This window comes from Candidatus Methylomirabilota bacterium (genome assembly GCA_027293415.1).
Classification (GTDB): domain Bacteria; phylum Methylomirabilota; class Methylomirabilia; order Methylomirabilales; family CSP1-5; genus CSP1-5.
Genome location: JAPUFX010000066.1, coordinates 1 through 22,868, shown reverse-complemented (window position 1 = coordinate 22,868; position 22,868 = coordinate 1). Strand labels below are relative to the sequence as shown.

Sequence of the window (22,868 nt, the reverse complement as noted above, 5' to 3'; positions counted from 1 at the left end):
CGTTCCATGTTGCTCTGATTCATCCTTCGATCCCCTCTCTTTTCTGCCGGACCTGATCCAAGCCGACCACAAGCCCCCGGAGAGAGCCGGACAGCACGGTGACGAGACCGCTGAGCGGGGCCGCCATGACCCCCAAGAGACGGGCCAGCATCACCTCGCGAGGTGGAAGCTCTGTCATGGCCAGAACCTCTTCCCGTGGTAGGAGCTGGCCATCCACGACTCCCACCTTTACTTGAAGGACCGGAGCCTTCTTGGAAAAGGCAGTCAGGATTTTGGCCGTCGCCACCAGATCCCCTGAGCCGAAGGCCACGGCTGTCGGTCCCTTCAAGTACCGCTCAAGCTCTTCGATCCCCAACTCTTGAGCGGCGAGTTGAGCCAGGCTATTCTTCACGACTCGGTATTCAGCAGAGGCCTCACGCAGCGCACGCCGGAGCGCCGTGATTTCGGCGACCGTCAGGCCCCGATAATCGGTCAGGACCATACTCTTAGCGTCCCGAAACCTCTCCTTCAGTCGCTCGACTTCTTCTACCCGTGCCTGGCGCCTTGCTGATACCCGAACCATCACTTCTCTCCCTACTCGTTCGAGGCCTCCGCGGCTCTCCGCTGCGACCGCCTACTTGGCTCCCCCGGAAATGGTGCCTACGTCGACCTGAACCGACGGCCCCATCGTCGAAGAGATGGAAATTGCTTTGAGGAACTTCCCCTTGCTCGTCGGGGGCTTTGCCCGGACCAGGGCCTCGAGGAGGACGGCGGCGTTCTCCGTCAGTTGATCCTCCGAGAAAGAGACCTTCCCAAAAGGGGCATGGATAATGCCGGCCTTATCCACCCGGTACTCGATTTTGCCCGCCTTAAACTCCTTGACCGCTCGGCCGACATCAAAGGTGACCGTCCCTGTTTTGGGGTTGGGCATGAGCCCCCGGGGACCCAGGATCTTTCCCAACTTCCCCACTTGGCCCATGACATCAGGCGTGGCAATGGCCCGGTCAAATTCCAACCACCCCTGCTGAATCCTCTCCATCAGATCCTCGCAACCCACGAGGTCGGCCCCTGCCTCCTGCGCCTCTTTTTCCTTTTCTCCCTTGGCAAAGACCAGAACCCGGACTGATTTGCCGGTCCCGTGCGGAAGGACTACCGTCCCCCGGATCATCTGATCGGCCTTCCGCGGGTCCACGCCGAGACGCACCGCTACCTCCATGGTCTCGTTGAACTTGGCCGAGTCCACCGCTTTGAGCACAGAGATGGCTGTCTTGAGGTCGACGGGCTGCGGCGCCCGTTCCGCCACCGTCGTCACCGCCTTGGCAAATCGCTTCGAGTGCTGCGCCACCCCTTTCCTCCAGCAAAGCTGCCAGCTATCAGTAGTCCGTAATAAACTGCTGGGATGCTAGAACGCTCGTAAGCTGGAAAGCACGAACCCAAACAAGGAATTCGGCATCCACCCGTTCTCGTGTTCTAGCGTCCCAGCCTCCTGGCCTTCCAGCTGTTCTCTGCGGACAGTGGACAGCTGATAGCTGTATTCATGGAACGACTTCGATTCCCATGCTCCGGGCCGTTCCCTCCACGATCCGGACAGCCGCATCGAGGGAATTAGCATTGAGGTCCGGGAGCTTGGTCTTGGCAATCTCTTGTGCCTGGGCCCGAGTCACCTTTCCTACCTTGACCCGGTTCGGCTCCTTAGAGGCCTGCGCGATCCCCGCAGCTTGCTTCAGCAGGATAGAGGTGGGCGGGGTCTTGGTGATAAAGGTAAAAGAACGATCGGCATAGACGGTGATCACCGCCGGGATGATCAGCCCCTCTTGCTGTTGGGTCTTTGCGTTAAAGGCCTTGCAGAACTCCATGATGTTCACACCGTGCTGCCCGAGGGCCGGACCTACCGGCGGAGAAGGATTCGCCTTGCCTGCCGGGACTTGCAGCTTCACCATTGCCACGACTTTCTTCGCCATTGTCGCCCTGCTCCAGCCATCAGCAGTCCGCTGTCAGCACTGAATTTCCTCTTGATCTTGCTGGTCGCTGACGGCTGATTGCTGACTGCTTTTCTTTATACTTTCTCCACTTGCAAAAACTCTAAATCCACCGGCGTGGGTCGACCAAAGATGCTTACCATAACTTTGAGCCGTCCCTTCTCGGGTCTAATCTCGTCAACGATGCCGGTGAAGTTGGTAAAGGGACCATCAATGACCCGGACCGCCTCGCCCCGTACAAACTGGACCTTATGCTTGGGCTTCTCCGCGCCTTCCTCCACCTGCTGGCGGATGTGAGCAACTTCCTCCTCGGGGATGGGGATGGGCCGGGTCCCGGGTCCGACAAACCCGGTCACCTTTGGGGTGCTGCGGACCAGGTACCACAAATCATCTGACATCTCCATCCGGATAAGGACGTAACCGGGAAAGAACTTGCGGGACGCGATTCGCTTCTTCCCCTTCTTGAGTTCAACCACATCCTCGGTGGGGATCAGGATTTCCGAGATTTTTTCTCGGAGGCCCAGGGTAGTCGCCCTCTGCTCGATGCTCGACTTGACCTTGCTCTCGAACCCCGAGTAGGTGTGAACCACGTACCACCGTTGTTCTTTCTGTTCTAACGTATGCACACTCATATCAACGAAGGACGGTCGCCATGACCGTTCGAACAATGACGTCGACTAGTCCCAAGAATAAAGACACAATGAACACCGAGACGATGACGACGGCGGTCGAGCCGATGACCTGCTTGCGCGGAGGCCAACTCACCTTCCCCATCTCAGTCCGAACTTCCTTCAGAAACCGGGTGGTCTTCCCGATCCAGTCCCGCACCGACTTCCCTCCGGGGTTCACAGTTCACGGTTCATGGTTCAGAGCAGAACCGAAGCTCCCAAGCTCTGAACGCTGAACTCTCAACCCTGAACTCATCTGGCAGGCCAGGAGGGACTTGAACCCCCAACCGCCGGTTTTGGAGACCGGTGCTCTGCCAATTGAGCTACTGGCCTACCTTCCTCGGAGGGGGCAGGACCCCCTTCCGACACCCCTCAGCGAAGCTCCCTTTTCACCCTTCGGCGAAAGGCTTCGGGGGCTGCCTCCCCCGTAACCGGCGACGCCCTCCCGGTCGCCTCCATAAAAGCCCTCCGCACGCAAGGACGAAACCATTTCCCCATCACCGCTACCTGACTTCTTTGTGGGTGGTGTGCTTCCGACACCACCGACAATATTTCTTCCGCTCCAGCCGGTCCGGTGTATTTTTCTTATTTTTCGTCGTCGAATAGTTGCGACGCTTGCAATCCGTGCAGCCTAAGGCGATGATCTCTCGCATGTTCTTCTCACTGGCAGCTGTCCGCCATCAGCTTTCGGCAGTCAGCTTTTGGATCCCCAAGCTGGCTACTGGCTGCAGACCCCTGGTTGCTACCCGACCATCTCACTCACGACGCCCGCGCCTACGGTCTTGCCCCCCTCCCGGATGGCAAACCGCAGCTCCTTCTCGAGGGCGATCGGCTGGATCAGCTCTATGCTGAGGCGCACGTTGTCTCCCGGCATCACCATCTCAACGCCTTCTGGCAGGCTGGCGACCCCCGTCACGTCCGTGGTCCGGAAATAAAACTGGGGCCGGTACCCCGAGAAGAAGGGAGTGTGCCGTCCCCCCTCCTCCTTGGTCAGGACGTAGCACTCCGCCTGGAACTTGATGTGGGGGGTGATCGAGCCGGGCTTGGCCACTACTTGCCCCCGCTCCACCTCCTCCCGCTTGGTCCCCCGCAAAAGCAGACCCACGTTATCACCCGCTTGCCCCTGGTCCAGGGTCTTCCGGAACATCTCCACCCCGGTCACCACGGTCTTCTCGGTCTCCCGGATGCCCACGATCTGGACCTCTTCTCCCACCTTGATGACCCCCCGCTCTATCCGACCGGTCACCACAGTCCCTCGGCCCGAGATGGTGAAGACATCCTCGATCGGCATCTGGAAGGGCTTATCGATCGGTCGCGCGGGGAGCGGGATGTAGCTATCCACTGCCTCCATGAGCTCGAGGATGCTCTGACATTCACCCGTCTCCAACGCCTTGAGCGCGCTTCCCCTGACGATCGGGATCTGGTCCCCCAGAAAGCCATAATGACTCAGCAGCTCTTGGAGCTCCAGCTCGACGAGTTCGAGGAGTTCCGGGTCATCTACCATGTCCACCTTGTTCAGGAAGACCACCAGGCTCGGGACGTTCACCTGCCGCGCCAGCAGGATGTGTTCCCGCGTCTGGGGCATCGGTCCGTCATTGGCCGCCACCACGAGGATCGCCCCGTCCATCTGTGCCGCCCCCGTGATCATGTTCTTGATGTAGTCCACGTGCCCTGGACAGTCGACATGAGCGTAGTGCCGCTTCGCCGTCTCGTACTCCACATGGGCTATGGCGATGGTGATTCCTCGCTCCTTCTCCTCCGGGGCCTTGTCGATCTGGTCGAAGGGGACGAACTGAACCTGGGGATTCTGCGCATGCAGACATTTCGTGATGGCCGCCGTCAGCGTTGTCTTGCCGTGGTCAATGTGCCCAATGGTTCCAACGTTCACATGCTCTTTGGTCCGCGCGAATTTTTGCTTCGCCATGGGTGATGCCCCCCTTTCCCCGCTGCATCCACATCCGAATGAATGAAGGTTGTGGAGCCCACGACCAGAATCGAACTGGTGACCTCGTCCTTACCAAGGACGCGCTCTGCCGACTGAGCTACGTGGGCCCCGGAACGATCCGGGATGATCCGTTTCCTACAGACGGACTGCCGGCCCCTTATCTCTCTCTCTGACTCTCCTCCTGAAGCATTACCACCTTAATCAATATCCCCTAACGAGCCATTCGCGCCATTCTTGCTCGAACTCCGGTAGCGTCAGTCGAGTGGTCTCCTCCAGCGCTTCTTCAAAGGGCAACCCCTCGCCGAGCTGTCGAAGGAGTCGCTGCGCGTCCCAGCGGCTCCACCGCTCGATGAGAAATTTGGCGGCCGTATAACTGACGGCGTAGGCAACACTCGCCTCCGGCCCTGTGAGTTTCACAAAGGAGCCATTCAGGGCACCCAACGAGGGGAGTTTCTTCTCGTCCGCCAGTTGCCGGACCGTCCCGACCGCGCCATCCAAAGGAGTCCGCTGCTCTATCAGGGCCAATCCCTCATTCAACCAGGTGGGGACCTTCCCACCCGTAACGTCCCGAATGACCACATGGGTGTATTCATGGTACAACAGCGCTCGAAGATCTGTGCCCTGCCTGATCCCCCGGATGGGAATGCGGATCCGACTCCCCCGTTCTTCAAATGCCGCAGAAACCCATCCCGGCAGATGAGTGACCCGTTGAAAGTCGGCATCGGAATAGATAATGACCTCAACCGTGTCCTGGGGATAGTGGTTCAGGTCGTACCCCACCTCGTCGTACGCCTGTTCCAGTAGCTCGAGGATCTCCCCACCCAGCTCTTCGGGAACCTCACCCACGTACCGGAGGGCAAAGTGGTGCCCGGTCTGGTGCTCGTACCTTTCGTGAACCTGCCGTTCCCCTTCGACTTGGGCGATACGCCGTTCGAGCTCCTGATCCCCAGGGCGGATTCTCAGCCCTTCTTCCCAGGTCCTCACTGCCTCCTTGGGATCCCCCTGTCGGTAATAGGTCTCCCCCAGATACCGATAGACTTCTACATTCTGTGGGTCGAGATCGCGGGCCTGCCTGAAAACCTCCACGGCCTGGGGCATCTCCCGGAGGGCGAGAAAAGCCACCCCGAGCCCCACGTAAAATCGTTGCTCCTTTGGTGACAGCTCAATCGCCGCCTGGTACTGATCCGCCGCCTCCTGGAAGGCCTGCTCCCGAAGCAGCAGGGCGGCACGATTTCCGTGCGCATGAGCCAGATTCCGCCGGACCACCGGATGGGATGGGGCGAGGCTTAAGGCTCTTTCAAACTCGGCAATCGCCTCGCGATGCTCCCCCTTGGCACTGAGTTCCACCCCTCGTTGATTATGCGTGGCGACATCCCGAGTGGCCAGCGGAACCGCCTGGGCGGCCAACGGAACCCCCGTGCAGAGGAACCCGACGCTGATAACCACACACCAAGGACGCACCCTCCTCGAGGTGCCTCGGTGAGGCCCGTGCGCCCCCGCCGTCCGTGAGTCGTTTTTCCGGGATGGAAACGGGCTGGAGCGGGAAACGGGATTCGAACCCGCGACCCCGAGCTTGGAAGGCTCGCGCTCTACCACTGAGCTATTCCCGCATCCCAAGGCGTATAACCCCGAACGAAACAGCGCTCTCAAGCCTCCAAATGGCCCTTCCCGTTTGGGTGCTCTCGTCCTGAGAACCTCGGGCTGCCTCTTAATCATTCATATGGTGGTGGGGAGAGGAGGATTCGAACCCCCGTAGGCGTGCGCCAGCAGATTTACAGTCTGCCCCCGTTGGCCGCTTGGGTATCTCCCCGCATTCGGCCAGCGCACTGAGCGGAGAGCGAATGGGCAAGCCTTCGCTCTCCGTGCTCATTTCTCGACTCCCATCCTCCGTGGAGCTGGCGAGAGGATTCGAACCCCCGACCCGCTGATTACAAATCAGCTGCTCTACCTGCTGAGCTACGCCAGCCGCAATCCCCTATAGTGATACACTTATAGCGAAAAGTAAAGGGTAATTTTCACCACTCAACACGGGAAGGTTTGAAATAAAACGTCTTACAGCTGGCGGAGCACGGCTTAGCAATACTCATGCCAATATTCGCTACTTTTCTTGAATTTTCGCTTGAAGCATCCGTTGTCGGAGCACCTCGTACATCAGGACTGCACCGGCAACACTCACATTCAGCGACTCGACACGCCCTTGCATCGGAATGCTGGCGCTATCGTCACATTTGTCCAGCACGCCGGGCCGAATGCCTTTGCCTTCGCCTCCTAAAACCAACGCGATAGGACCAGTGAGGTCCAGCGCCGTGTATGGCTTTGAAGCACGGTGATCCAGCGCAAAGATCCAAAGCCCCTCAGCCCTTAGACTCTCGATCACACGCGAGAGATTGGGTGTCCGGGCGACCCGAACGTGCTCCAGGGCCCCGGCTGACGCTTTGGCTACGGTCCCCGTGAGGCCGACGGCGCGCCGTTCGGGGAGAACCACGCCGTGCACCCCCACGGCCTCGGCGGTCCGAATCACTGCACCGAGATTGTGCGGATCCTCCACCCCGTCCAGGATGACGAGAAACGGCGGCTCGCCGCGTCGATGCGCGTACCGCACGATGTCCAGGGGATCGGCATACCGCTTGGCTGCCACGACCCCGATAACACCTTGATGTTTGCCTCCCGGTACGAGCCGATCTAGTACCTGCTTTGGCTCGATGTGGACGGGGATCCGCGCGGTTCGAGCCAGCCGGGCGAGATCCGCAAATTGACGATCCTGTCGCAAGACCAGAATCCGCAAAAGCGGTCGGGTCCCTGCTCGAAGCGCTTCCCGTACAGCACGGAGGCCATATATGACCTCGCGTGCGTCATCGTTTCCACCGGCTGGTACCATCTGGCCGATCCTCTATCGTAATCCCGAACGAGGCGAGCTCTGCCCGAATATCATCCGCCTTCTTGAAATCTTTTCTTCTCCGCGCTTCGTTTCGTTCGGCAACCTGCCGCTCGATCTCTTCATCGGTCAGAGACTCCTTACTTAGCCTCAGCTCCACTTCCTCTCCCACGACGACAACATCAGCCGTGTGCGGTCGGACCACGATCCCAAACTCCCATTCTCGGAACGACAACTGAAGTAGACCAAGCACCCGACCGAATGATCGAAACTCCTCGCGCGCGCTTTCGCATGCCTCCTTGGACAATCCGGTCTCCAACAAACGGTTCATCTCGCCGCGCAGAACCTGGAGCTGTGCAATAGCTGCTGGGGTGTTGAAGTCATCATCCATTGCCTGGCGAAACGCTCCGCCGAACTGCTCAAGCAACGATAGTAACAGCCTATCCCCTGGTCCTTTCGCTGCGGACGACTCGTCAAGACGTACAAACAGGTCGTAGAACCTGTCCAGCGCACGTTTGGCCTCCCACAAGCCGTCATCGGAAAAATCCAGCGGGCTTCGATAATGGGTGCCGACAAGAAAATACCGGAGCGCCTCGGCCGTGACGGGAGCCCCATACGGCGATTTTTCAAAAATCTCGCGGACCGTAAAAAAATTACCGAGGGACTTGGACATCTTCTCTTGGTTGATCTGGACGAACCCATTATGGATCCAGTAACGGACGAAGGGCTTGTCCGTCACGGCCTCGGACTGCGCGATCTCGCAATCGTGGTGCGGGAATATTAGGTCTTCGCCGCCGCCATGGATGTCAAAGGACTCGCCGAGGTGCTCCATCGACATGGCCGAACATTCGATGTGCCAGCCCGGCCGTCCTGGACCCCATGGGCTCTCCCACGATGGCTCGCCCGGTTTTGCCGATTTCCAGAGCGCGAAGTCGTGCGGATCCCGCTTGCGCTCGTCTACCTCCACACGCGCGCCGGCCAGCAGTTCGTCAAGGTTCTTCCCCGACAGGCGTCCGTACGGAGGGAACCGCCTGACCTCAAAATAGACATCGCCGTCGACGATGTAGGCGAAGCCCCGGGCAACAAGTCGCTCGATCAGCGCGATCATTTGGGGAATGTACTCCGTGGCCTTGGGCTCGACCGTGGCGGGAAGGATCCCGAGCCTCTCCATATCCTTCTGGTACTCGGCGATGTACTCTTCGGATATTTCCCCTGCCGAAGCACCCCTCTGTTCCGCCTTTTTGATAATTTTGTCATCCACATCCGTGAAGTTGTGGATGAATCTAACCTCGTACCCCTTGAATTCTAAGTACCGGCGGATCACATCGAAGACGAGCGCGGACCGGGCATGGCCGATGTGGCTGAGGTCGTACGCCGTAATCCCGCAGACATACATGCGGACCTGCCCGGGTGTCAGCGGCTTGAAAAGCTCCTTTTGTCGGCTTTGGGTGTTATAGATTCGCATCCCACTCGCTCACGCGCGCCCTTTAACCCTCCTCCACCAGGAGGACAACAGCGAGGCAGGCGATCCCCTCACCGGATCCGAGTGGGCCCAGACCTTTAGCCGTGGTCGGCTTAATGTTGATTCGGGCTGTCTCTACTTCTAATGCCTGGGACACGTTGGCCGCCATGCCTGCCAGATGCGGGGCCAAACGGGGTGCTTCGGCCACCACCGTCACATCAACGTTGCCAATGCGGAAGCCTTTCGCTTTCACCCGGTGCCAGCTCTCCTCGAGGAGATGAAGACTGCGTACGTCGCGGTATTGAGGATCACTCACCCCAAAGTGGTGACCGATATCCCCTTCGCCCGCAGCCCCGAGCACCGCATCGATCACGGAATGCGTCAGGACGTCGGCGTCTGAGTGGCCGTCGAGCCCCTTTTCGTACAGGATCTCGACCCCCCCCAAAATCAGAGGGCGTCCGGAGACGAGGGGATGGATGTCGTAACCGATGCCGATCCGCACCCCGCATCCTCCCAGCGGCTGAGGATCTGTTCCGCCCGCTCTAGGTCCTCGGTGGTCGTAATTTTGATGTTCTCAGGATAGCTCACCACGACCTTGACTGGGACCCCGAGCCGTTCTACCAGCATGGCGTCATCGGTCCCATGAATCCCATCAGCCACGGCTCGGCGCACCCCCTCCTGGATGAGATCTCGCTGAAAGATTTGAGGGGTCTGGGCGATCCAGAGGTGGTCTCGGAACGGGGTCTGCTGAATGAAGCCGCTCTCCACCACTTTGACCGTCTCTGTGGCCCGAACCGCCGCCACGGCTGCCCGAAAGCTCCGGGCTGCTTCGATGGTCCGACGAAGGAGATCGGATGAAATAAACGGGCGAACGGCGTCATGGATCGCCACGAGTTCCGTACCCACCGTCGCCCTCTGCAGACCCAGGAAGACCGACTCCTGCCGCTCGGCTCCTCCGGGGATAATTTCGATGACGGGAGGAAGGGAATAGGGGGTGATAATTTCTTTCTGGCACCAGTCCTCGGTCCCAGGCGGCACCACCAAGATCAGCCTGTCTACGAGGCCCGAGGTGGTCAGGTTCAGCAGGGTCCGAGTCAGGATGGGCATCCCTCTGAGGAGGCGGAACTGCTTGGGGACGTCTCCTCCCACTCGACGGCCAAGGCCCGCGGCCGGCACGATCGCCGTCACGCTCATAAGCTGCTCTGCGACCTACCTTTAAATAAAACCCCGTCCCGTGCCGATCACTCACGCCGGATACCAGGGGACTCCAACGTCACGCAGCTTCGGCCTCTTCCTTGAGCCGGGAAAAAATCATCCGCCCCGCCGTTGTTTGGAGCACCGAGGTGACACACACATCGATGGTCTGACCGATGTGCCGGCGGCCGTTGTCGATGACGACCATGGTTCCATCATCCAGATATGCCACCCCTTGGTTGTACTCCTTCCCCTCCTTGAGCACGTAGATGCGGATCTCCTCGCCGGGAAGGACCACTGGTCGGAGGGCATTCGTCAGTTCATTGATATTCAGCACCGGCACTCCATGGAGTTCGGCTACCTTATTCAAATTGAAATCGTTGGTTACGACCTTCGCCGTGAGGGCTTTGGCCATAGCCACCAACTTGCCATCGACCTCCCGGATGTCCGGGAAGTCCATGTCGTGGATCCTTACCTGAACATCGGTATTCTTCTGGATTTTTTGCAGGATGTCTAATCCTCGCCGTCCCCGATTCCGCTTGATCGGGTCCGAAGAGTCCGCGATGTGCTGGAGCTCACGGAGGACAAACTGAGGGATGATAAGCGTCCCCTCCATGAAGCCCGTCTCGCAGATGTCGGCGATCCGGCCGTCGATGATGACCGAGGTGTCCAGGATCTTGTTTCGTTCGAAACGAGGCTGCTCTTTCACCGCACGGAGCAGGTCATGGATGCCGAGTCCCCCTCCCTTCTCCACTGCCACTGCAGCAGCGACGTAGCCTACGGCAACCATGAAGAGCAACTCGAGGAAGCTCCGGACCGGCTGGGCCAAGGGGTCCAAGAGGACCGCCAGAGTGTCGAGGAGCCACCGGGCGAGAAAGAGTCCGATAAAGAGACCAATAATACCGCTGATGAGGGCTTTGATCTGGACTCGTCTCAGGACCCACTCTACGAGGAGTGCGCCCACGCCCGCGGCCACCCCGCCGCCGAGACCGAAGAGCAGATACGGGTTCTCGGACTTGAAAACCGATCCCGCCGCCAAGCCGACAAGGCCGCAGAGGACCACGAAGAGTCCCCTGACAACTTGTGCTGATATCACTATTCACCTCCCGCGAAGCTACCACCCCCTCACCCGACCTCACGCCGTCGCGATGGTTTTCTCGACCATCCCGTCCGCCTCTCCATGGTCTATCCCCGCGGCGTGGGCGATCTCGCTGACGATGAGCCGGCGGACGTTCTCGAGCATCTTCTTCTCGCCGAAGGAAAGATGCCGCTCCTTCTGGAGAACGACCAGCTTTCGGAAAACTAATGCCATCTCGTAGAGGGATCCGGACTTGATCCGCTCCAAGTTATCCTTAAAACGTCGATTCCAGTTGGGGCAGATCTCGATATCCTTCCGTCGGAGAATTTCCATGACCTGTGGGATCTCCGAACGACCGATCACCTCTCGGAGGCCGACCCGCTTCGCATTATGGGTCGGGATCATGATGGTGGTATCGTTACCCAACATTCGTAATATATAAAAAGACTGCCTACAGCCCGAGACTTCCTTTTCGTCGATGGCCTCAATCAGGGCGACCCCGTGCGTGGGATACACGACCTTCTTCCCGACAGAGAACATTTCCCGCATCGTGATCTCCTCTGTGGCTACGATACCAAAAATCCATCAATCAGTCAAAATTTTCTTTGCTATTCACGGGAAGAGAACGGTCATCATGGTGTCCACCGTACCTAAGCCAATGACCTCTATCTCTCCTCCCTCCCCCTGTCGACCATCGTTCGTTTCGGGGACAAGGCATCGGGTAAACCCGAGCTGCCGGGCCTCATGGAGTCTCTTTGCCGCGTGCCGGACAGCCCGAATCTCTCCGGTCAGTCCGACCTCACCGAAGCAGACCATGTGAGCATCTAGAGGAATGTTTCGGAAGCTACTGGCCACGGCCGCCACGATACCCAGGTCTGCAGCCGGCTCGGTGATCCGCACCCCTCCGGCGACATTGACGAACACATCACAGGTGGAGAGTGGCATCCCTAGCCGCTTTTCCAGGACTGCCAACAGAATTGCCACCCGGTGAAGATCGGCGCCCGTCACCACCCGCCGCGGAACGCTGGCATGGGTTGGGGCGACCAGGGCTTGGATGTCCACCAGAAGCGGGCGTGTTCCCCCCATGGTCGCCACGACCACGGAGCCGATCACTCCTTGGGATCGTTCGGCCAGAAAGGCCCGGGAAGGATTGCCAACCTCCGTGAGTCCGGCCTCGGTCATCTCGAACACTCCGATTTCGTTGGTGGAGCCGAAGCGGTTCTTGGTAACCCGAAGAATCCGATAGGTGTATTGCCGCTCGCCTTCAAAATAAATCACCGTGTCGACGATGTGCTCCAAAGCCTTGGGGCCGGCGAAGGATCCCTCCTTGGTGACGTGACCGATAAGACACGTACTGATCCCCCGCTCCTTGCTCAAGGTGAGGAGGCCGGTTGCGATCTCGCGCACCTGACTGATGCTGCCCGGCGGTGACTCGAGCGCCGCGGAACAGGTCGTCTGAATGGAATCCACCACCAAGAAGTCCGGCCGGATCCGTTCCCCGTGATCGAGGATCGCTTCGAGGCCCGTCTCGGCGGCGAGATAGAGCTGGGAGGCCATGGCACCGATCCGCTCCGCTCGGACCCGGATCTGCTCGGTCGACTCTTCCCCCGAGACGTAGAGGGCTTTGCGGCCCTGACTCGCTATGCGGGCCGCGACTTGAAGCAGGAGGGTGGACTTGCCGATGCCGGGGTCGCCGCCGACGAGAATCACCGAGCCCGGGATCACCCCGCCCCCCAAGGTTCGGTCCACCTCCGCAAATCCAGTGGGGATTCGACTGAGCGCGGGACCTTGCACCTCGGTGATCGGAAGCGGAGTGCTGGACGCATGGCGGACTCCTCCCGCCCGCGGCCCGTCTCCCACGGGACGCTCCTCCACGAGAGTGCCCCATCTCCCGCACTCCGGGCACCGGCCCAACCATCGGGGGGTCTGATATCCGCACTGCTGACATTCGAAGTAGGTTTTGGCCTTCGCCACCAAACCTCCTGCAGCATCTGGAGAAGGAAAAATGAGGAAGGAAATGTGGAGGACTACGCGAACTCCCGCCGGGGATCCAGGGGCTCAAACCGGGTATACTCGCGGAGGAATGCCAGCTTCACGGTCCCGGTGGGTCCATTCCGCTGCTTGCCAATGATCACCTCGGCTGTCACATCCTCCTGTTCGTCCCCCCCGCCCAAGCCAGCCTCACCACCCCGCTTGTAGACCCCGGGCCGGTAGATGAACACCACCACGTCGGCATCCTGCTCGATGGAGCCCGACTCCCTGAGGTCCGAGAGCTGTGGCCTGCGCTCTTCCCGTCGCTCCACCGCACGGGAGAGCTGTGACAAGGCCATCACGGGAAGCTCGAGCTCCTTGGCCATGGCTTTCAGGGACCGGGTGATCTCCGAGACTTCCTGGACTCGGTTCTCAATCCGCCCTCGGCCGCGGATCAGCTGGAGGTAGTCAACGATGGCAAGGCCAAGACCACCCTGCTCTGCCTTAAGGCGGCGCGTCTTCGCCCGCATCTCGAGGACGGAGATGCCGGCGCTGTCATCGATGAAGATGGGGGCCTCTGAGAGGCGGCCGGCAGCGGTGGTGAGCCTCGGCCAGTCACTGTCCCTGAGATACCCGGTACGAAGTCGATGAGAATCCACTCTGGCGTCAGCACAGAGCAGCCGTTGCACCACCTGTTCTTTGGACATCTCCAAGGAGAACAACGCGACCGGGATTCTCTCTTCCACTGCCACGTGTTGCGCGATATTCAAGGCAAAGCTGGTCTTCCCCATCGAGGGGCGACCGGCCACGACGATCAGATCGGCGGGCTGGAGCCCCGAGGTGAGCGTGTCGAAGCCAGCGAACCCGGTCGGAACCCCGGTTACCTGCGCCTTCCGGTCGTAGAGCCGCTCGATCGCCTCAAAGGTTCCTTTGAGGACGGCCCGAATTGGGAGGAAGGCACGGCTCACCCGGTCTTGGGATATCTCAAAGATTCGGCGTTCCGCCCGATCCAGGACTTCGTCCACCTCCTCCTGGTCCGCGAAGCTTTCTCCAACAATCTCACTGCCAGCCGCGATGAGCTCGCGGAGCAGGGCCTTGTCCCGGACGATCCGGGCATGGTATGCCACGTTTGCGGCAGTCGGGACGGACTCTACGAGGGAGACGAGATAGCTCGCCCCTCCCACCTCTTCCAGCGCGTTCTTCCGGCTCAGCTCATTCCCGAGCGTGACCAGGTCAACGGGTTCGTTCCGCTGGAACAGGTCCTGACAGGCAGCGAAAATCTTTTGGTGAGCCCCGCGGTAAAAGTACTGACCGCGGAGAACCTCGAGGGCCTTCATGAAGGCCTCGTGTTCTATCAGAATGGCTCCCAGAACCGCGACTTCCGCTTCTGGGGCCTGAGGTGGGATCTTCTCGACGACCGTGGACGGGACGCGCATCTCGGTCCTTCCCGCTACTCCCTCACGACCTCAACCTGGATCTCGGCAACGATGTCCCGGTACAGATGGATAGGCACGGCGTGGGTCCCTAAGGCCTTGATCGGACCCTCCAGCGTAATCTTTCTCCGGTCAAGATCGATTCCCTTGGCTGCTAACGCCTCGGCGACGTCGCTCTTTGTGACGGATCCGAAAAGACGATCCTGTTCCCCAGCTGGTCGGACAAGGGTCAGGGTCAGGTCCCGGAGTCGCCCAGCGGTGGATTCTGCCTCCTCCTTCAGACGCTCCTCCCGCTGTCTGGCGTGTGCCTTGAGCTGTTCCAGGGATCGGAGGTTCGAGGGAGTCGCCTCCACCGCCAGTCTTTGCGGGATAAGAAAGTTTCGGGCATAGCCTCTGGCCACATCCACTTGATCGCCAACTCGGCCAAGATGGGGGACCTCTTGAATCAGAATCACCTTCATGAGATCTCCACTAGCTGACGTCGGCGACGAAGGGCAGCAGCGCGATGTTCCGAGCCCGTTTGATGGCCATTCCGAGCTGCCGCTGGTGTGGGGGACAGGTACCGGATATCCGACGGGGGACGATTTTCCCCCGGTCCGTCACAAAGCTTCGAAGGCGCCGGACATCCTTGTAGTCTACCTGCTCCACCTTGTCCACACAGAATTTGCAGACTTTTTTTCGACTATAGCTCTTCCGTCGCTTGAAATCCGCCATTGGTATCTCTCCCGTTCGGCCCCGTGGGGGATTCAGGGCCCGACCTAAAAGGGTGGTTCCTCCTCTCCCGGCACCGAGGGGGTCTCTTCCTCAGCACCTTTGCGACCCCCAATGAACTGGACCCGCTCCGCCACGACCTCGTGCTTCGACCGTTTCTGCCCCTCGGGAGTCTCCCAGGACCGTTGGGAGAGGCGCCCCTCGACTAAGGCGGCTCTTCCTTTACTTAAAAATTCCGCACAGGTCTCGGCCTGCTTCCCCCAGGCGACGACGGTGATGAAGCAGACCTCATCCCGACGTTCCCCCGCCTGGGTCGTATAACTGCGATTTACAGCCAGATCAAAATTGCAGACCTGTGCACCACTCGGGGTATATCTGAGTTCCGGATCCCGGGTGAGATTCCCCAGCAGGATGACCTTGTTGAAATTGGCCATAATTTACGACCCCTCTCCTCCCGCTTCAGTGGGTGCTGCTGCCGTGGTTGCCTTCTCCTCGCGCGAGCGAGCTGCCGACTTGACCCTCACTGGGACCCAGCGCAGGACGACCTCCACAAACCTGAGTTGTCGGTCCAACGCCTGTGGCAGCGAGGGCTTGCCCTTGACCCGGAAGAAGATGTAGAACCCCTCCCGCTTCTTCTTGATCTCCCAGGCCAGGCGTCGCTTCCCCCACTTTTGAACCTCAAGAAGCTCCGCCCCCTCCCGGGCGAGGAATCCCTTGACCGACTCCACCTGCGCTTCGACAGCCTCCTCGGATAGTCCCGCCTCGTAAATGACAATGATCTCGTATTCTGGCACTCTCTCACCTCCTCGGGTGATGGTCCGGCAGGGCGGACCGGACATTAAACCGATTCATGGCCGATACTACACCGTGGACAACGATTTCCTCCACCGCGTCGGCTGCACGGCCCAAGACCTCGGGGAGGCAGCGAGCTTCGGCCTCGTCAAAAGGGGCCAGGACGAATTCCACCTCGTCCCCCTTGTCCGGTCGGCCGATGCCGACTCGCACCCGCGGAAAGGCAAAGGTCTCGATCGCCTCTTGAATAGAAAGGACCCCCTGGTGCCCACCGTGTCCCCTCCTGGCCACGACCCTTATTCGCCCAAAGGTGAGATCGAGATCGTCGTGAATTATCATGAGCCTTCCCGGGAGGATTGACCTCTTTTCCAGCCAGGCCTTGATCGGCCTGCCGCTCTGATTCATGAAGGAGAGAGGCTTGATGAGGATGATCCGCTCCCCTGCCAGGGTCCCCTCAGCGTACAGACACTCCCAGCGGCGGCGGCGGAACCGCTGGCTCCACCGACGCGCGAGCTCCTCCACGACCAAGAAGCCCACGTTGTGGCGGCTTTTGGCGTATTCGGATCCCGGGTTCCCCAGACCCGCGATGAGCCACAATGGCTCCCCTCACTCCTTCGCCTTGGTGCCCGGCTTGGCGGCTCTTTCCGCCTCGGCAGCAGGTTCTTCCGACGGTTCCTCCTCGCCGGCGGGGACAGCGGCAGCCTCCTCCCCCACCGGAGCGGCGACCTCCTCTACCGCGGGGGCGGCCACCATCACCACCGCCTGTTCCCGGTCGGTCAATAACTCCACCCCCTCGGGAATGGGAAGATCGCTGACATGGAGGACATCTCCGATGTCCAGGGAGGAAACGTCCAGCCCGATCCTATCGGGGATGGCCACCGGCAGGCACCGCACCCTGATCTCCCGGAGGATCTGATCCAGTATTCCGCCTTTCTCCTTCACTCCTTCCGGCACGCCCGCCACCTCCACGGGCACCTCGACCTCAATCGGCCGTTCCATAGAGATCGCCAGAAAGTCCGCGTGCAGTGGCTTTCCCGTCACCGGGTCGACCTGCACCTCCTTTACCATAGCCTTTCGGGTGAAATCCTTCCCGTCGACAATAGTAAGGTTGAGGATAACGTTTTCACCCGCTTCCGTCCCGAGCACTCGAAGAAGAACCTTCGGATCTGCCGTCAAGGGGATCGGCTCGCCCTCCCCGTAAAGAATGGCGGGGATCTGACCCCGTCGGCGAAGCTCCCGTGCTACGCCCTTTCCTGTCCCAGTCCGGCGCTCGACCCTCAGATCCACAAACTCCATTCACAACCCCCTACGCGTTCATGGTGAATAGTTCAGGGTGTATAGCAGTCGCAATCCGGCCACGAATGATGAACTTAGACGAAGAGCGAGCTGACCGAGGTTTCCCGATGGATCCGGTCGATAGCCTCTCCCAGCAAGGAGGCTACCGAAAGGATGGTCAGTTTCTTCGAGGAACGCCGCTCATCCAGGGAAATCGTATTCGTGACTACGACCTCTTCGAGGGTCGAACTCTCGATCCGCTCAATGGCTGAGCCCGACAGGACTGGGTGGGTACAGCTGGCGTAAATCCGCTGGGCCCCTTGTTCGCGAAGGGCCGTCACCGCCTGCACGATGGTTCCCGCGGTGTCGATCATGTCATCTACGATGATGACATTTCGATCTTTGACATCCCCCACGATGTGCATGACTTTGGCATCGTTTGGACCCTCGCGCCGCTTGTCGATAAAGGCCAACGAGGTGTCCAACCGCTTGGCAAACGCCCTCGCCCGTTCCACTCCGCCGGAATCCGGGGCCACCACCACTCCATCATCCCAATCCATCTCCTGGAAGTGCTGGAGCAGGACGGGGGTGGCAAACAGGTGATCCACCGGGATATTGAAAAATCCCTGGATTTGCCCGGCGTGCAGATCCATGGTGAGCACGCGATTGGCTCCGGAGACCGAAATAAGGTCTGCCACGAGCTTAGACGAAATAGGGACCCTTGGTTGAACCTTCCGATCTTGCCTGCTATAGCCGTAATAGGGAATCACCGCGGTGATTCGAGCCGCAGAGGCACGGCGCAGGGCATCCATCATGATCAGAAGCTCCATCAGGTGGTGATCGACGGGAGGACAGGTGGGTTGGATTACAAAGACATCGGCCCCCCGCACATTTTCAGAGATCTGCACAAAGGTCTCTCCATCCGAGAATTGAGTAACCTCGGCCAGACCGAGGGGGGTCCCGAGATACTCACAAATTTCCTGTGCCAATTTCCGATTAGCATTCCCGGAAAAGAGGATCATTCGGGTCACGATGTTCTCCCTCTACTTCACCTGCATGGCTGCGGGGCCAGGATTCGAACCTGGACAGCCAGATCCAAAGTCTGGCGGCCTACCATTAGCCGACCCCGCATCCTGCACCCGAACAGAGGTGCCACTCACAAAAAAACTGGGGGATGAGCTTCGAACCGTGCGAGAAGCTCATCCCCTCACCTGCTTCAGCAGGAGGATCCTCCTGGTCCCGTCTCCCCAAACCCTCCGGGACCCAACGGGGGGCGAGAGAGGGTCCGAACCACAAAAACCGCGCACCCCTTCTCCCTGAGTCGGCCCGCCCATCCCTCCGCATCCTCTCGCGTTCGAGCCCGACCAAAGACTGCCGAGCCAGTACCGGTCATGAGGGCCGGCCGGGCACCACAGGCCTCCAGGTACTCTTTCAGCTGCCTGACAACAGGGTAGCGGCGGAACACAATCTCTTCGAAACGATTCCAGGACGACGTGAGAAGGGATTCATAGTTGCCATCCTCCGCCGCGGTTCTTACCCTAATGCTTCTATCGCCGCCTGTCAATTCCAAATTGGTATACGCCCACGTAGTGGAGACCGGAAAACCGGGAAAAACGATCAGCAACCAGGAGACAGGAAAGGGAGGAAGGGCATAGAGTTCCTCACCCCGACCAGATGCCCACGCCGTGGGTCCGCCGAAAAAAAAGGGGACGTCCGATCCTAATTGAGCGCCCAGCCGGTAGAGTCCCTCTGCGGTGAGGTCTGTTCGGAAAAGCTGATTGAGCCCCCAGAGCGTGGTGGCGGCGTCACTGCTCCCCCCGCCCATCCCTGCCCCGAGCGGGATATGCTTGATAATCTGGATCCGGACACCTGTTCGGATGCTGCACGTGTGAAAGAAAAGGTCTGCGGCCCGGTAAGCAAGATTCTCTTCTCCCTCCGGGCTCGGAAGCCCACGCGATTCCACGAGAATTCCCTGCCCTCCCTCGACAATCCGGATTTCATCGCACAGGTCGACATGCTGCAGGATGGTCCGCACCTCATGATAGCCGTCGGGCCTCCTCCCCAGGACCTCCAAAAACAGATTAACTTTGGCCGGTGCCCACAGAGTCAGCGCCATCAGTGAATCAGCAGCCCCTATCACTTGCCGGGACGGATTGGGGAAAGGAGAAGAGACGATCTGCAAGGACCGGGTTGAGCTCAATTGCCTGGTAGGTTACTAAGGTCTTCACAGGTCTCCTGGCGTGGGTGAGGGTAATGCTCATGGGGAAGAGGATCCCCTGCACCTCCCGGACTGCACTGAACGCAAACCGGAGGCCGTCGCGCCCTTCCCAGACCTCCCCTCCGAGGAGAGCCCCGGAGGAATCCACGTAGAGGCGCTGCACTAAATCGCCCTCCTCCCCTTCGAGCAGATACACCCGGCGCTCCGGGAGATACGAAACAAAGGGGGACGGCACGACCGGTCGGGGGGAAAGGCCGGCAAGAAGACGGACAAAGGCAGCAGGGGGCAACTCGAGACCGAGGAGACGGTTGAGGTACTCACACCCATCCGGGGACTTACCCGCAGGATCCCGCGGGTTGTGTGCAACCACTTGACTTCCGTCGGAAGCGATGATCAGGGTCGGCAGGCCGAGTGCACCCAAGGTCTCCAAGCGGAAGCGGCCATCGCTCCGGAGGGCCACCGCTTCCCTGAACCTGAAGATCTTCTGGTCCCAGGTGACCTCGACCGCTGCGATCCCTCGGAGGGACCGGATTTGTCCTTCGCGGCTCTGAACCCGGGCGACAATCTCATCCCGCAGTGCGTGGGAAACTGGCTGGCCGGCCTCTCGTGGCGGTGGGAGGCTAGCGCACCCGGCTAGCAAAATCATCCCCACCAGAGCCCACTCCCGCACCCTTCGACCGGGAGGCATCATTCCTTGCCATGAAGCAGCAAGCTCCGGGCCCGCTGCAGCTTCTCCTTCAGCTTGACATTGGTGTCGTCGAGGTCGAGGGAGCGCTCCCATTCCTCGGCTGCCTGAGGGATCATTCCCTTCTCGAAATAGACATCTCCGAGGTGCTCGCGGATGGTTGGGTCCTCTTTCTCCACCAGCGCGACCGCCCGCTGGAGCTCGAGAAGGGCCTCGTCCAACCTTCCCAGCTTGTAGTAGGCCCACCCCAGGCTATCCACGAAGGCTCCATTGTCTGGGTCGAGCTCAAGCGCCCTCTGGATCAAGGATACGGACTCCTCTAGATGGATCCCTTCCTCGGCGAACATGTACCCGAGGTAGTTGTAGGCATCGGCATACTCAGGATTCATTTTCAAGGTCCGGCGGAAAGCCTGTTCGGCTTTATCCAGCTGTCGGTTCCGCTCGTAGGCCGCCCCCAGCTGGTAATGATAGCTGCTGTTGTCTGGTTTCAAGAGGACTGCCTCCCCTAAGGCCTTGACCGCTTGGGGATACTCCTTCCGACGGAGGTAGGTTACGCCTAGGAGGTAGCGCACATTCCCATCCCGTGGTTTGAGACGCTCGGCCTCCTGAAAAGCGGCCAGCGCCTCGTCCAAGCGATCGAGGTGTCCCAAGACAAATCCCTTGTGGATCAGGACGTCGACATATCTCTCCCCCCCGGAAGGAATCTTTATAAGCTCCGCTAGGGCTTCTTCGTAGCGATCCTGCTCCTCAAGGCTGATCGCTAAGTAGAGCCGAGCCTCCCGGTTGTCCTGGTCGAGGGCGAGCACCTCCTCAAGGGCCTTCTGCGCCTCCTCGTACTGTTCCAACTCGATCAAGAGGAGGCTGATCCGATTCCGCAAGCCAAGATCCCCGGGTCGTTGGGAGGCCATCTGCCGAAGCTGTGCTAGGGCGGCGGCCCGGTCCCCCGTCCGAAGATACGTTAAGGCCAGTCGCTCCCGGTAGCTTCGGTTGGTGGGATCTTCACGTAAGCCCATCTCGTACGCCTCCCGTGCCTGCTCCCACCGGCCCTGTCCCTCATGGGTCAGGCCGAGGAGGAGCCGTGCCCGGCCAAAGCTCGGGCGGAGCTGCAGGAGCGTTTCCAGCTCGGAAATCGCCTCTTCTACCTTTTTGGCGTCCAGGAGAACCCGAGCCAGATTGAATCTGGCCTGGTAGAGGTTCGGGTCAATGGCCAAAGCCTGCCGGTATGCTTCTATGGCCTCCGCGTACTTCTTCGTCCTCGTGTAAAGGTTCCCCAGCTGGAGATAGACATCCGCCCTTTCCGGTTCAAGACGCAACACCTCCCGATAGTACCGATCGGCCATTCGGGCGTTCCGGATATTCAGGTAGGCTGAGGCTAGAAGCAGGAGGGCCTGGACATTCTCTGGGTCGATGGTGAGGGTCTCTTCGGCACCGTTGATTGCCTTCTCAAACATGCCGCTCCGCATATGCAGGTGTGCGATGGCCAAGCGAACGCTGAGGGAGTCCGGATCCAAGACCAAGGCCCCTTCGTAGTGCTGAAGAGCGCCGCCCAAATCCCCCTGCCTTTCCGCCAAGCTCCCGAGCAGATATTGATAGTACGCCGCTCCTTCCTCCCTCCGGCCGCTGACAGAACGGGCGCGCGCCTGGTGGCTGCGCGGCGCAACTTTTTGTGGCTTGACAGCGACGGCAGAGGAGGAGGCGACGAGTGAAGAACATCCCTGCCCCAGGAAAGAGACGATGGCCACGAGCATTATCGGCCGTAAGGTTTTCCTGATCGACCGCTGTTTAGTCACGCATTTCTCCCTTGAGCGAGCGTTCCCGAATGCTGCAGATACTGTGCCAGATGCTGCCACAATTCCCGCTCCCCCTCTCCGGTCACTGCGGAAAAGAAGAGAACCTGTTCTGGGTCTCGCATCTTGAGGGCCGCCGCTGCGATCTCTCGACTCCGACGTCGGCCCCCCCGGCTCACCTTATCTGCCTTTGTCAATACGGCCAGATGGGGGATGCGCGCGGCATCAAGCCATGCGCGCAGCTCTTGATCGAGGGGGGTGGGCGGATGGCGAGCATCCACAATCATCACCACAGCCCGGAGCATTTCTCGATCTCGCAGGTATCCTTCCACCATGGGTGCCCAGGACCGCCGTATTCGCTCGGAGACCTTGGCATACCCATACCCGGGAAGGTCTACAAAATAGAAAGCCCCTCCGTTGATCCGGAAAAAATTTATCGTTTGGGTCCGTCCGGGAGTCTTGGAGACCCTGGCGAGCTTTCGCCGGCCCAGGAGCCGATTGAGCACGGAGGATTTCCCCACGTTCGAGCGACCAGCAAAGGCGATCTCTGGCCGTCGGTCCTTGGGAAAGTCCCGTGGACCTGTCGCGCTGCCTACGAATTCGGCAGAGGTTACTTTCATCCTCCAGGTGGTAAATTTTGTTTAGAATACCAGAGGTAAAGATCCAGGGCAAGGGGAAATGGCGAGTTGTCCCCCTAACCTACCCACTTAGTCTTCATCTCGTTCAGCTCCTCCTCGGAGAGGTAGCCGGTTCGGCGCATAAGCTCTGCCCAGACCCAAAGCATGAATACCCCACAGACAGCCCCGATCGCGAGGC

General features: G+C 59.9%; 27 protein-coding genes and 6 tRNA genes. All 33 read right to left on the bottom strand.

Going from position 1 to position 22,868, the window contains the following annotated elements; genetic code table 11:
* Positions 1–19 precede the first annotated feature (19 nt).
* The 33 genes from rplJ to yihA all read right to left on the bottom strand — a co-directional run bounded on the left by rplJ (position 20) and on the right by yihA (position 22,672).
* On the bottom strand, positions 20–562 hold the full coding sequence (gene rplJ / locus O6929_04955; protein MCZ6479741.1) for a 50S ribosomal protein L10: 543 nt from the start codon (positions 560–562) through the stop codon (positions 20–22).
* Positions 563–613: 51 nt separating this feature from the next.
* A complete protein-coding gene (gene rplA, locus O6929_04950; GenBank protein MCZ6479740.1) occupies positions 614–1,324 on the bottom strand; it encodes a 50S ribosomal protein L1 in 711 nt (236 codons plus the stop codon).
* 190 nt (positions 1,325–1,514) lie between these two features.
* Positions 1,515–1,940, bottom strand: a complete 426-nt coding sequence (rplK, locus tag O6929_04945; GenBank protein ID MCZ6479739.1) for a 50S ribosomal protein L11 — start codon at positions 1,938–1,940, stop codon at positions 1,515–1,517.
* Between the two features lie 95 nt (positions 1,941–2,035).
* Positions 2,036–2,590 (bottom strand): transcription termination/antitermination protein NusG, encoded by a 555-nt coding sequence (gene nusG, locus O6929_04940; GenBank protein ID MCZ6479738.1) that lies wholly within the window; start codon positions 2,588–2,590, stop codon positions 2,036–2,038.
* Position 2,591: 1 nt separating this feature from the next.
* Positions 2,592–2,786 (bottom strand): preprotein translocase subunit SecE, encoded by a 195-nt coding sequence (gene secE / locus O6929_04935; protein MCZ6479737.1) that lies wholly within the window; start codon positions 2,784–2,786, stop codon positions 2,592–2,594.
* 97 nt (positions 2,787–2,883) lie between these two features.
* Positions 2,884–2,959: transfer RNA gene (locus O6929_04930), tRNA-Trp, on the bottom strand.
* A 170-nt stretch (positions 2,960–3,129) separates the two neighbouring features.
* Positions 3,130–3,279 carry a 50S ribosomal protein L33 gene (rpmG, locus tag O6929_04925; GenBank protein MCZ6479736.1) on the bottom strand — a complete coding sequence of 50 codons (150 nt, stop codon included), beginning with the start codon at positions 3,277–3,279 and terminating at the stop codon, positions 3,130–3,132.
* Positions 3,280–3,368: 89 nt separating this feature from the next.
* On the bottom strand, positions 3,369–4,550 hold the full coding sequence (tuf, locus tag O6929_04920; GenBank protein ID MCZ6479735.1) for an elongation factor Tu: 1,182 nt from the start codon (positions 4,548–4,550) through the stop codon (positions 3,369–3,371).
* A gap of 52 nt (positions 4,551–4,602) precedes the next feature.
* Positions 4,603–4,678: transfer RNA gene (locus O6929_04915), tRNA-Thr, on the bottom strand.
* A gap of 94 nt (positions 4,679–4,772) precedes the next feature.
* Positions 4,773–6,032 (bottom strand): tetratricopeptide repeat protein, encoded by a 1,260-nt coding sequence (locus O6929_04910; protein MCZ6479734.1) that lies wholly within the window; start codon positions 6,030–6,032, stop codon positions 4,773–4,775.
* Positions 6,033–6,106: 74 nt separating this feature from the next.
* Positions 6,107–6,181 (bottom strand) — tRNA-Gly (locus O6929_04905).
* 114 nt (positions 6,182–6,295) lie between these two features.
* A tRNA-Tyr gene (locus O6929_04900) sits at positions 6,296–6,381 on the bottom strand.
* 80 nt (positions 6,382–6,461) lie between these two features.
* Positions 6,462–6,537: transfer RNA gene (locus tag O6929_04895), tRNA-Thr, on the bottom strand.
* Between the two features lie 132 nt (positions 6,538–6,669).
* Positions 6,670–7,449 (bottom strand): 23S rRNA (guanosine(2251)-2'-O)-methyltransferase RlmB, encoded by a 780-nt coding sequence (gene rlmB / locus O6929_04890; protein MCZ6479733.1) that lies wholly within the window; start codon positions 7,447–7,449, stop codon positions 6,670–6,672.
* Complete coding sequence (cysS, locus tag O6929_04885; protein ID MCZ6479732.1) at positions 7,424–8,911, bottom strand: cysteine--tRNA ligase; 1,488 nt, start codon at positions 8,909–8,911, stop codon at positions 7,424–7,426. The genes rlmB and cysS overlap by 26 nt, the downstream gene beginning before the upstream one ends.
* A 22-nt stretch (positions 8,912–8,933) precedes the next feature.
* Complete coding sequence (ispF, locus tag O6929_04880; GenBank protein ID MCZ6479731.1) at positions 8,934–9,410, bottom strand: 2-C-methyl-D-erythritol 2,4-cyclodiphosphate synthase; 477 nt, start codon at positions 9,408–9,410, stop codon at positions 8,934–8,936.
* Complete coding sequence (gene ispD, locus O6929_04875) at positions 9,356–10,102, bottom strand: 2-C-methyl-D-erythritol 4-phosphate cytidylyltransferase (protein ID MCZ6479730.1); 747 nt, start codon at positions 10,100–10,102, stop codon at positions 9,356–9,358. Before ispD ends, ispF begins: the two co-directional genes overlap by 55 nt.
* A 79-nt stretch (positions 10,103–10,181) precedes the next feature.
* On the bottom strand, positions 10,182–11,198 hold the full coding sequence (locus tag O6929_04870; GenBank protein ID MCZ6479729.1) for a PIN domain-containing protein: 1,017 nt from the start codon (positions 11,196–11,198) through the stop codon (positions 10,182–10,184).
* Between the two features lie 39 nt (positions 11,199–11,237).
* The gene (locus tag O6929_04865; GenBank protein MCZ6479728.1) at positions 11,238–11,729 is read right to left on the bottom strand and encodes a CarD family transcriptional regulator; all 492 of its coding nucleotides are present in this window, start codon (positions 11,727–11,729) and stop codon (positions 11,238–11,240) included.
* Between the two features lie 63 nt (positions 11,730–11,792).
* On the bottom strand, positions 11,793–13,154 hold the full coding sequence (radA, locus tag O6929_04860) for a DNA repair protein RadA (protein MCZ6479727.1): 1,362 nt from the start codon (positions 13,152–13,154) through the stop codon (positions 11,793–11,795).
* A 53-nt stretch (positions 13,155–13,207) separates the two neighbouring features.
* Positions 13,208–14,587, bottom strand: coding sequence for a replicative DNA helicase (gene dnaB / locus O6929_04855; GenBank protein MCZ6479726.1), 1,380 nt, complete (start codon positions 14,585–14,587; stop codon positions 13,208–13,210).
* Positions 14,588–14,601: 14 nt separating this feature from the next.
* A complete protein-coding gene (gene rplI / locus O6929_04850) occupies positions 14,602–15,045 on the bottom strand; it encodes a 50S ribosomal protein L9 (protein MCZ6479725.1) in 444 nt (147 codons plus the stop codon).
* Between the two features lie 10 nt (positions 15,046–15,055).
* Entirely contained in the window at positions 15,056–15,298 is a 243-nt protein-coding gene (gene rpsR, locus O6929_04845) for a 30S ribosomal protein S18 (GenBank protein ID MCZ6479724.1), read from the bottom strand.
* 44 nt (positions 15,299–15,342) lie between these two features.
* Positions 15,343–15,729 (bottom strand): single-stranded DNA-binding protein, encoded by a 387-nt coding sequence (locus O6929_04840; protein ID MCZ6479723.1) that lies wholly within the window; start codon positions 15,727–15,729, stop codon positions 15,343–15,345.
* 3 nt (positions 15,730–15,732) lie between these two features.
* Positions 15,733–16,089, bottom strand: a complete 357-nt coding sequence (rpsF, locus tag O6929_04835; protein ID MCZ6479722.1) for a 30S ribosomal protein S6 — start codon at positions 16,087–16,089, stop codon at positions 15,733–15,735.
* Between the two features lie 4 nt (positions 16,090–16,093).
* Positions 16,094–16,684, bottom strand: coding sequence for an aminoacyl-tRNA hydrolase (gene pth / locus O6929_04830; GenBank protein MCZ6479721.1), 591 nt, complete (start codon positions 16,682–16,684; stop codon positions 16,094–16,096).
* Positions 16,685–16,693: 9 nt separating this feature from the next.
* Entirely contained in the window at positions 16,694–17,383 is a 690-nt protein-coding gene (locus tag O6929_04825) for a 50S ribosomal protein L25 (protein ID MCZ6479720.1), read from the bottom strand.
* 74 nt (positions 17,384–17,457) lie between these two features.
* Positions 17,458–18,396 carry a ribose-phosphate pyrophosphokinase gene (locus O6929_04820; protein MCZ6479719.1) on the bottom strand — a complete coding sequence of 313 codons (939 nt, stop codon included), beginning with the start codon at positions 18,394–18,396 and terminating at the stop codon, positions 17,458–17,460.
* Between the two features lie 23 nt (positions 18,397–18,419).
* Positions 18,420–18,493: transfer RNA gene (locus O6929_04815), tRNA-Gln, on the bottom strand.
* Between the two features lie 85 nt (positions 18,494–18,578).
* Positions 18,579–19,478, bottom strand: a complete 900-nt coding sequence (ispE, locus tag O6929_04810) for a 4-(cytidine 5'-diphospho)-2-C-methyl-D-erythritol kinase (protein ID MCZ6479718.1) — start codon at positions 19,476–19,478, stop codon at positions 18,579–18,581.
* A gap of 7 nt (positions 19,479–19,485) precedes the next feature.
* On the bottom strand, positions 19,486–20,250 hold the full coding sequence (locus O6929_04805) for a hypothetical protein (GenBank protein MCZ6479717.1): 765 nt from the start codon (positions 20,248–20,250) through the stop codon (positions 19,486–19,488).
* A gap of 17 nt (positions 20,251–20,267) precedes the next feature.
* The gene (locus O6929_04800; GenBank protein ID MCZ6479716.1) at positions 20,268–22,055 is read right to left on the bottom strand and encodes a tetratricopeptide repeat protein; all 1,788 of its coding nucleotides are present in this window, start codon (positions 22,053–22,055) and stop codon (positions 20,268–20,270) included.
* Positions 22,052–22,672: a ribosome biogenesis GTP-binding protein YihA/YsxC gene (gene yihA, locus O6929_04795; protein MCZ6479715.1), complete on the bottom strand. Its 621-nt coding sequence runs from the start codon at positions 22,670–22,672 to the stop codon at positions 22,052–22,054. The genes O6929_04800 and yihA overlap by 4 nt, the downstream gene beginning before the upstream one ends.
* Between the last annotated feature and the right edge of the window lie 196 nt (positions 22,673–22,868).

What these genes read in the sequence shown, in the direction of transcription:
- ispD (MCZ6479730.1), bottom strand. Translation starts at nt 10,102, where the DNA reads ATGAGCGTGACGGCGATCGTGCCGGCCGCGGGCCTTGGCCGTCGAGTG.
- rplI (MCZ6479725.1), bottom strand. Translation starts at nt 15,045, where the DNA reads ATGAAGGTGATTCTGATTCAAGAGGTCCCCCATCTTGGCCGAGTTGGC.
- rpsR (MCZ6479724.1), bottom strand. Translation starts at nt 15,298, where the DNA reads ATGGCGGATTTCAAGCGACGGAAGAGCTATAGTCGAAAAAAAGTCTGC.
- O6929_04865 (MCZ6479728.1), bottom strand. Translation starts at nt 11,729, where the DNA reads ATGCGGGAAATGTTCTCTGTCGGGAAGAAGGTCGTGTATCCCACGCAC.
- tuf (MCZ6479735.1), bottom strand. Translation starts at nt 4,550, where the DNA reads ATGGCGAAGCAAAAATTCGCGCGGACCAAAGAGCATGTGAACGTTGGA.
- rplK (MCZ6479739.1), bottom strand. Translation starts at nt 1,940, where the DNA reads ATGGCGAAGAAAGTCGTGGCAATGGTGAAGCTGCAAGTCCCGGCAGGC.
- rplJ (MCZ6479741.1), bottom strand. Translation starts at nt 562, where the DNA reads ATGGTTCGGGTATCAGCAAGGCGCCAGGCACGGGTAGAAGAAGTCGAG.
- nusG (MCZ6479738.1), bottom strand. Translation starts at nt 2,590, where the DNA reads ATGAGTGTGCATACGTTAGAACAGAAAGAACAACGGTGGTACGTGGTT.
- rpmG (MCZ6479736.1), bottom strand. Translation starts at nt 3,279, where the DNA reads ATGCGAGAGATCATCGCCTTAGGCTGCACGGATTGCAAGCGTCGCAAC.
- cysS (MCZ6479732.1), bottom strand. Translation starts at nt 8,911, where the DNA reads ATGCGAATCTATAACACCCAAAGCCGACAAAAGGAGCTTTTCAAGCCG.
- rlmB (MCZ6479733.1), bottom strand. Translation starts at nt 7,449, where the DNA reads ATGGTACCAGCCGGTGGAAACGATGACGCACGCGAGGTCATATATGGC.
- O6929_04840 (MCZ6479723.1), bottom strand. Translation starts at nt 15,729, where the DNA reads ATGGCCAATTTCAACAAGGTCATCCTGCTGGGGAATCTCACCCGGGAT.
- O6929_04825 (MCZ6479720.1), bottom strand. Translation starts at nt 17,383, where the DNA reads ATGGAGTTTGTGGATCTGAGGGTCGAGCGCCGGACTGGGACAGGAAAG.
- ispE (MCZ6479718.1), bottom strand. Translation starts at nt 19,478, where the DNA reads ATGGCGCTGACTCTGTGGGCACCGGCCAAAGTTAATCTGTTTTTGGAG.
- yihA (MCZ6479715.1), bottom strand. Translation starts at nt 22,672, where the DNA reads ATGAAAGTAACCTCTGCCGAATTCGTAGGCAGCGCGACAGGTCCACGG.
- dnaB (MCZ6479726.1), bottom strand. Translation starts at nt 14,587, where the DNA reads ATGCGCGTCCCGTCCACGGTCGTCGAGAAGATCCCACCTCAGGCCCCA.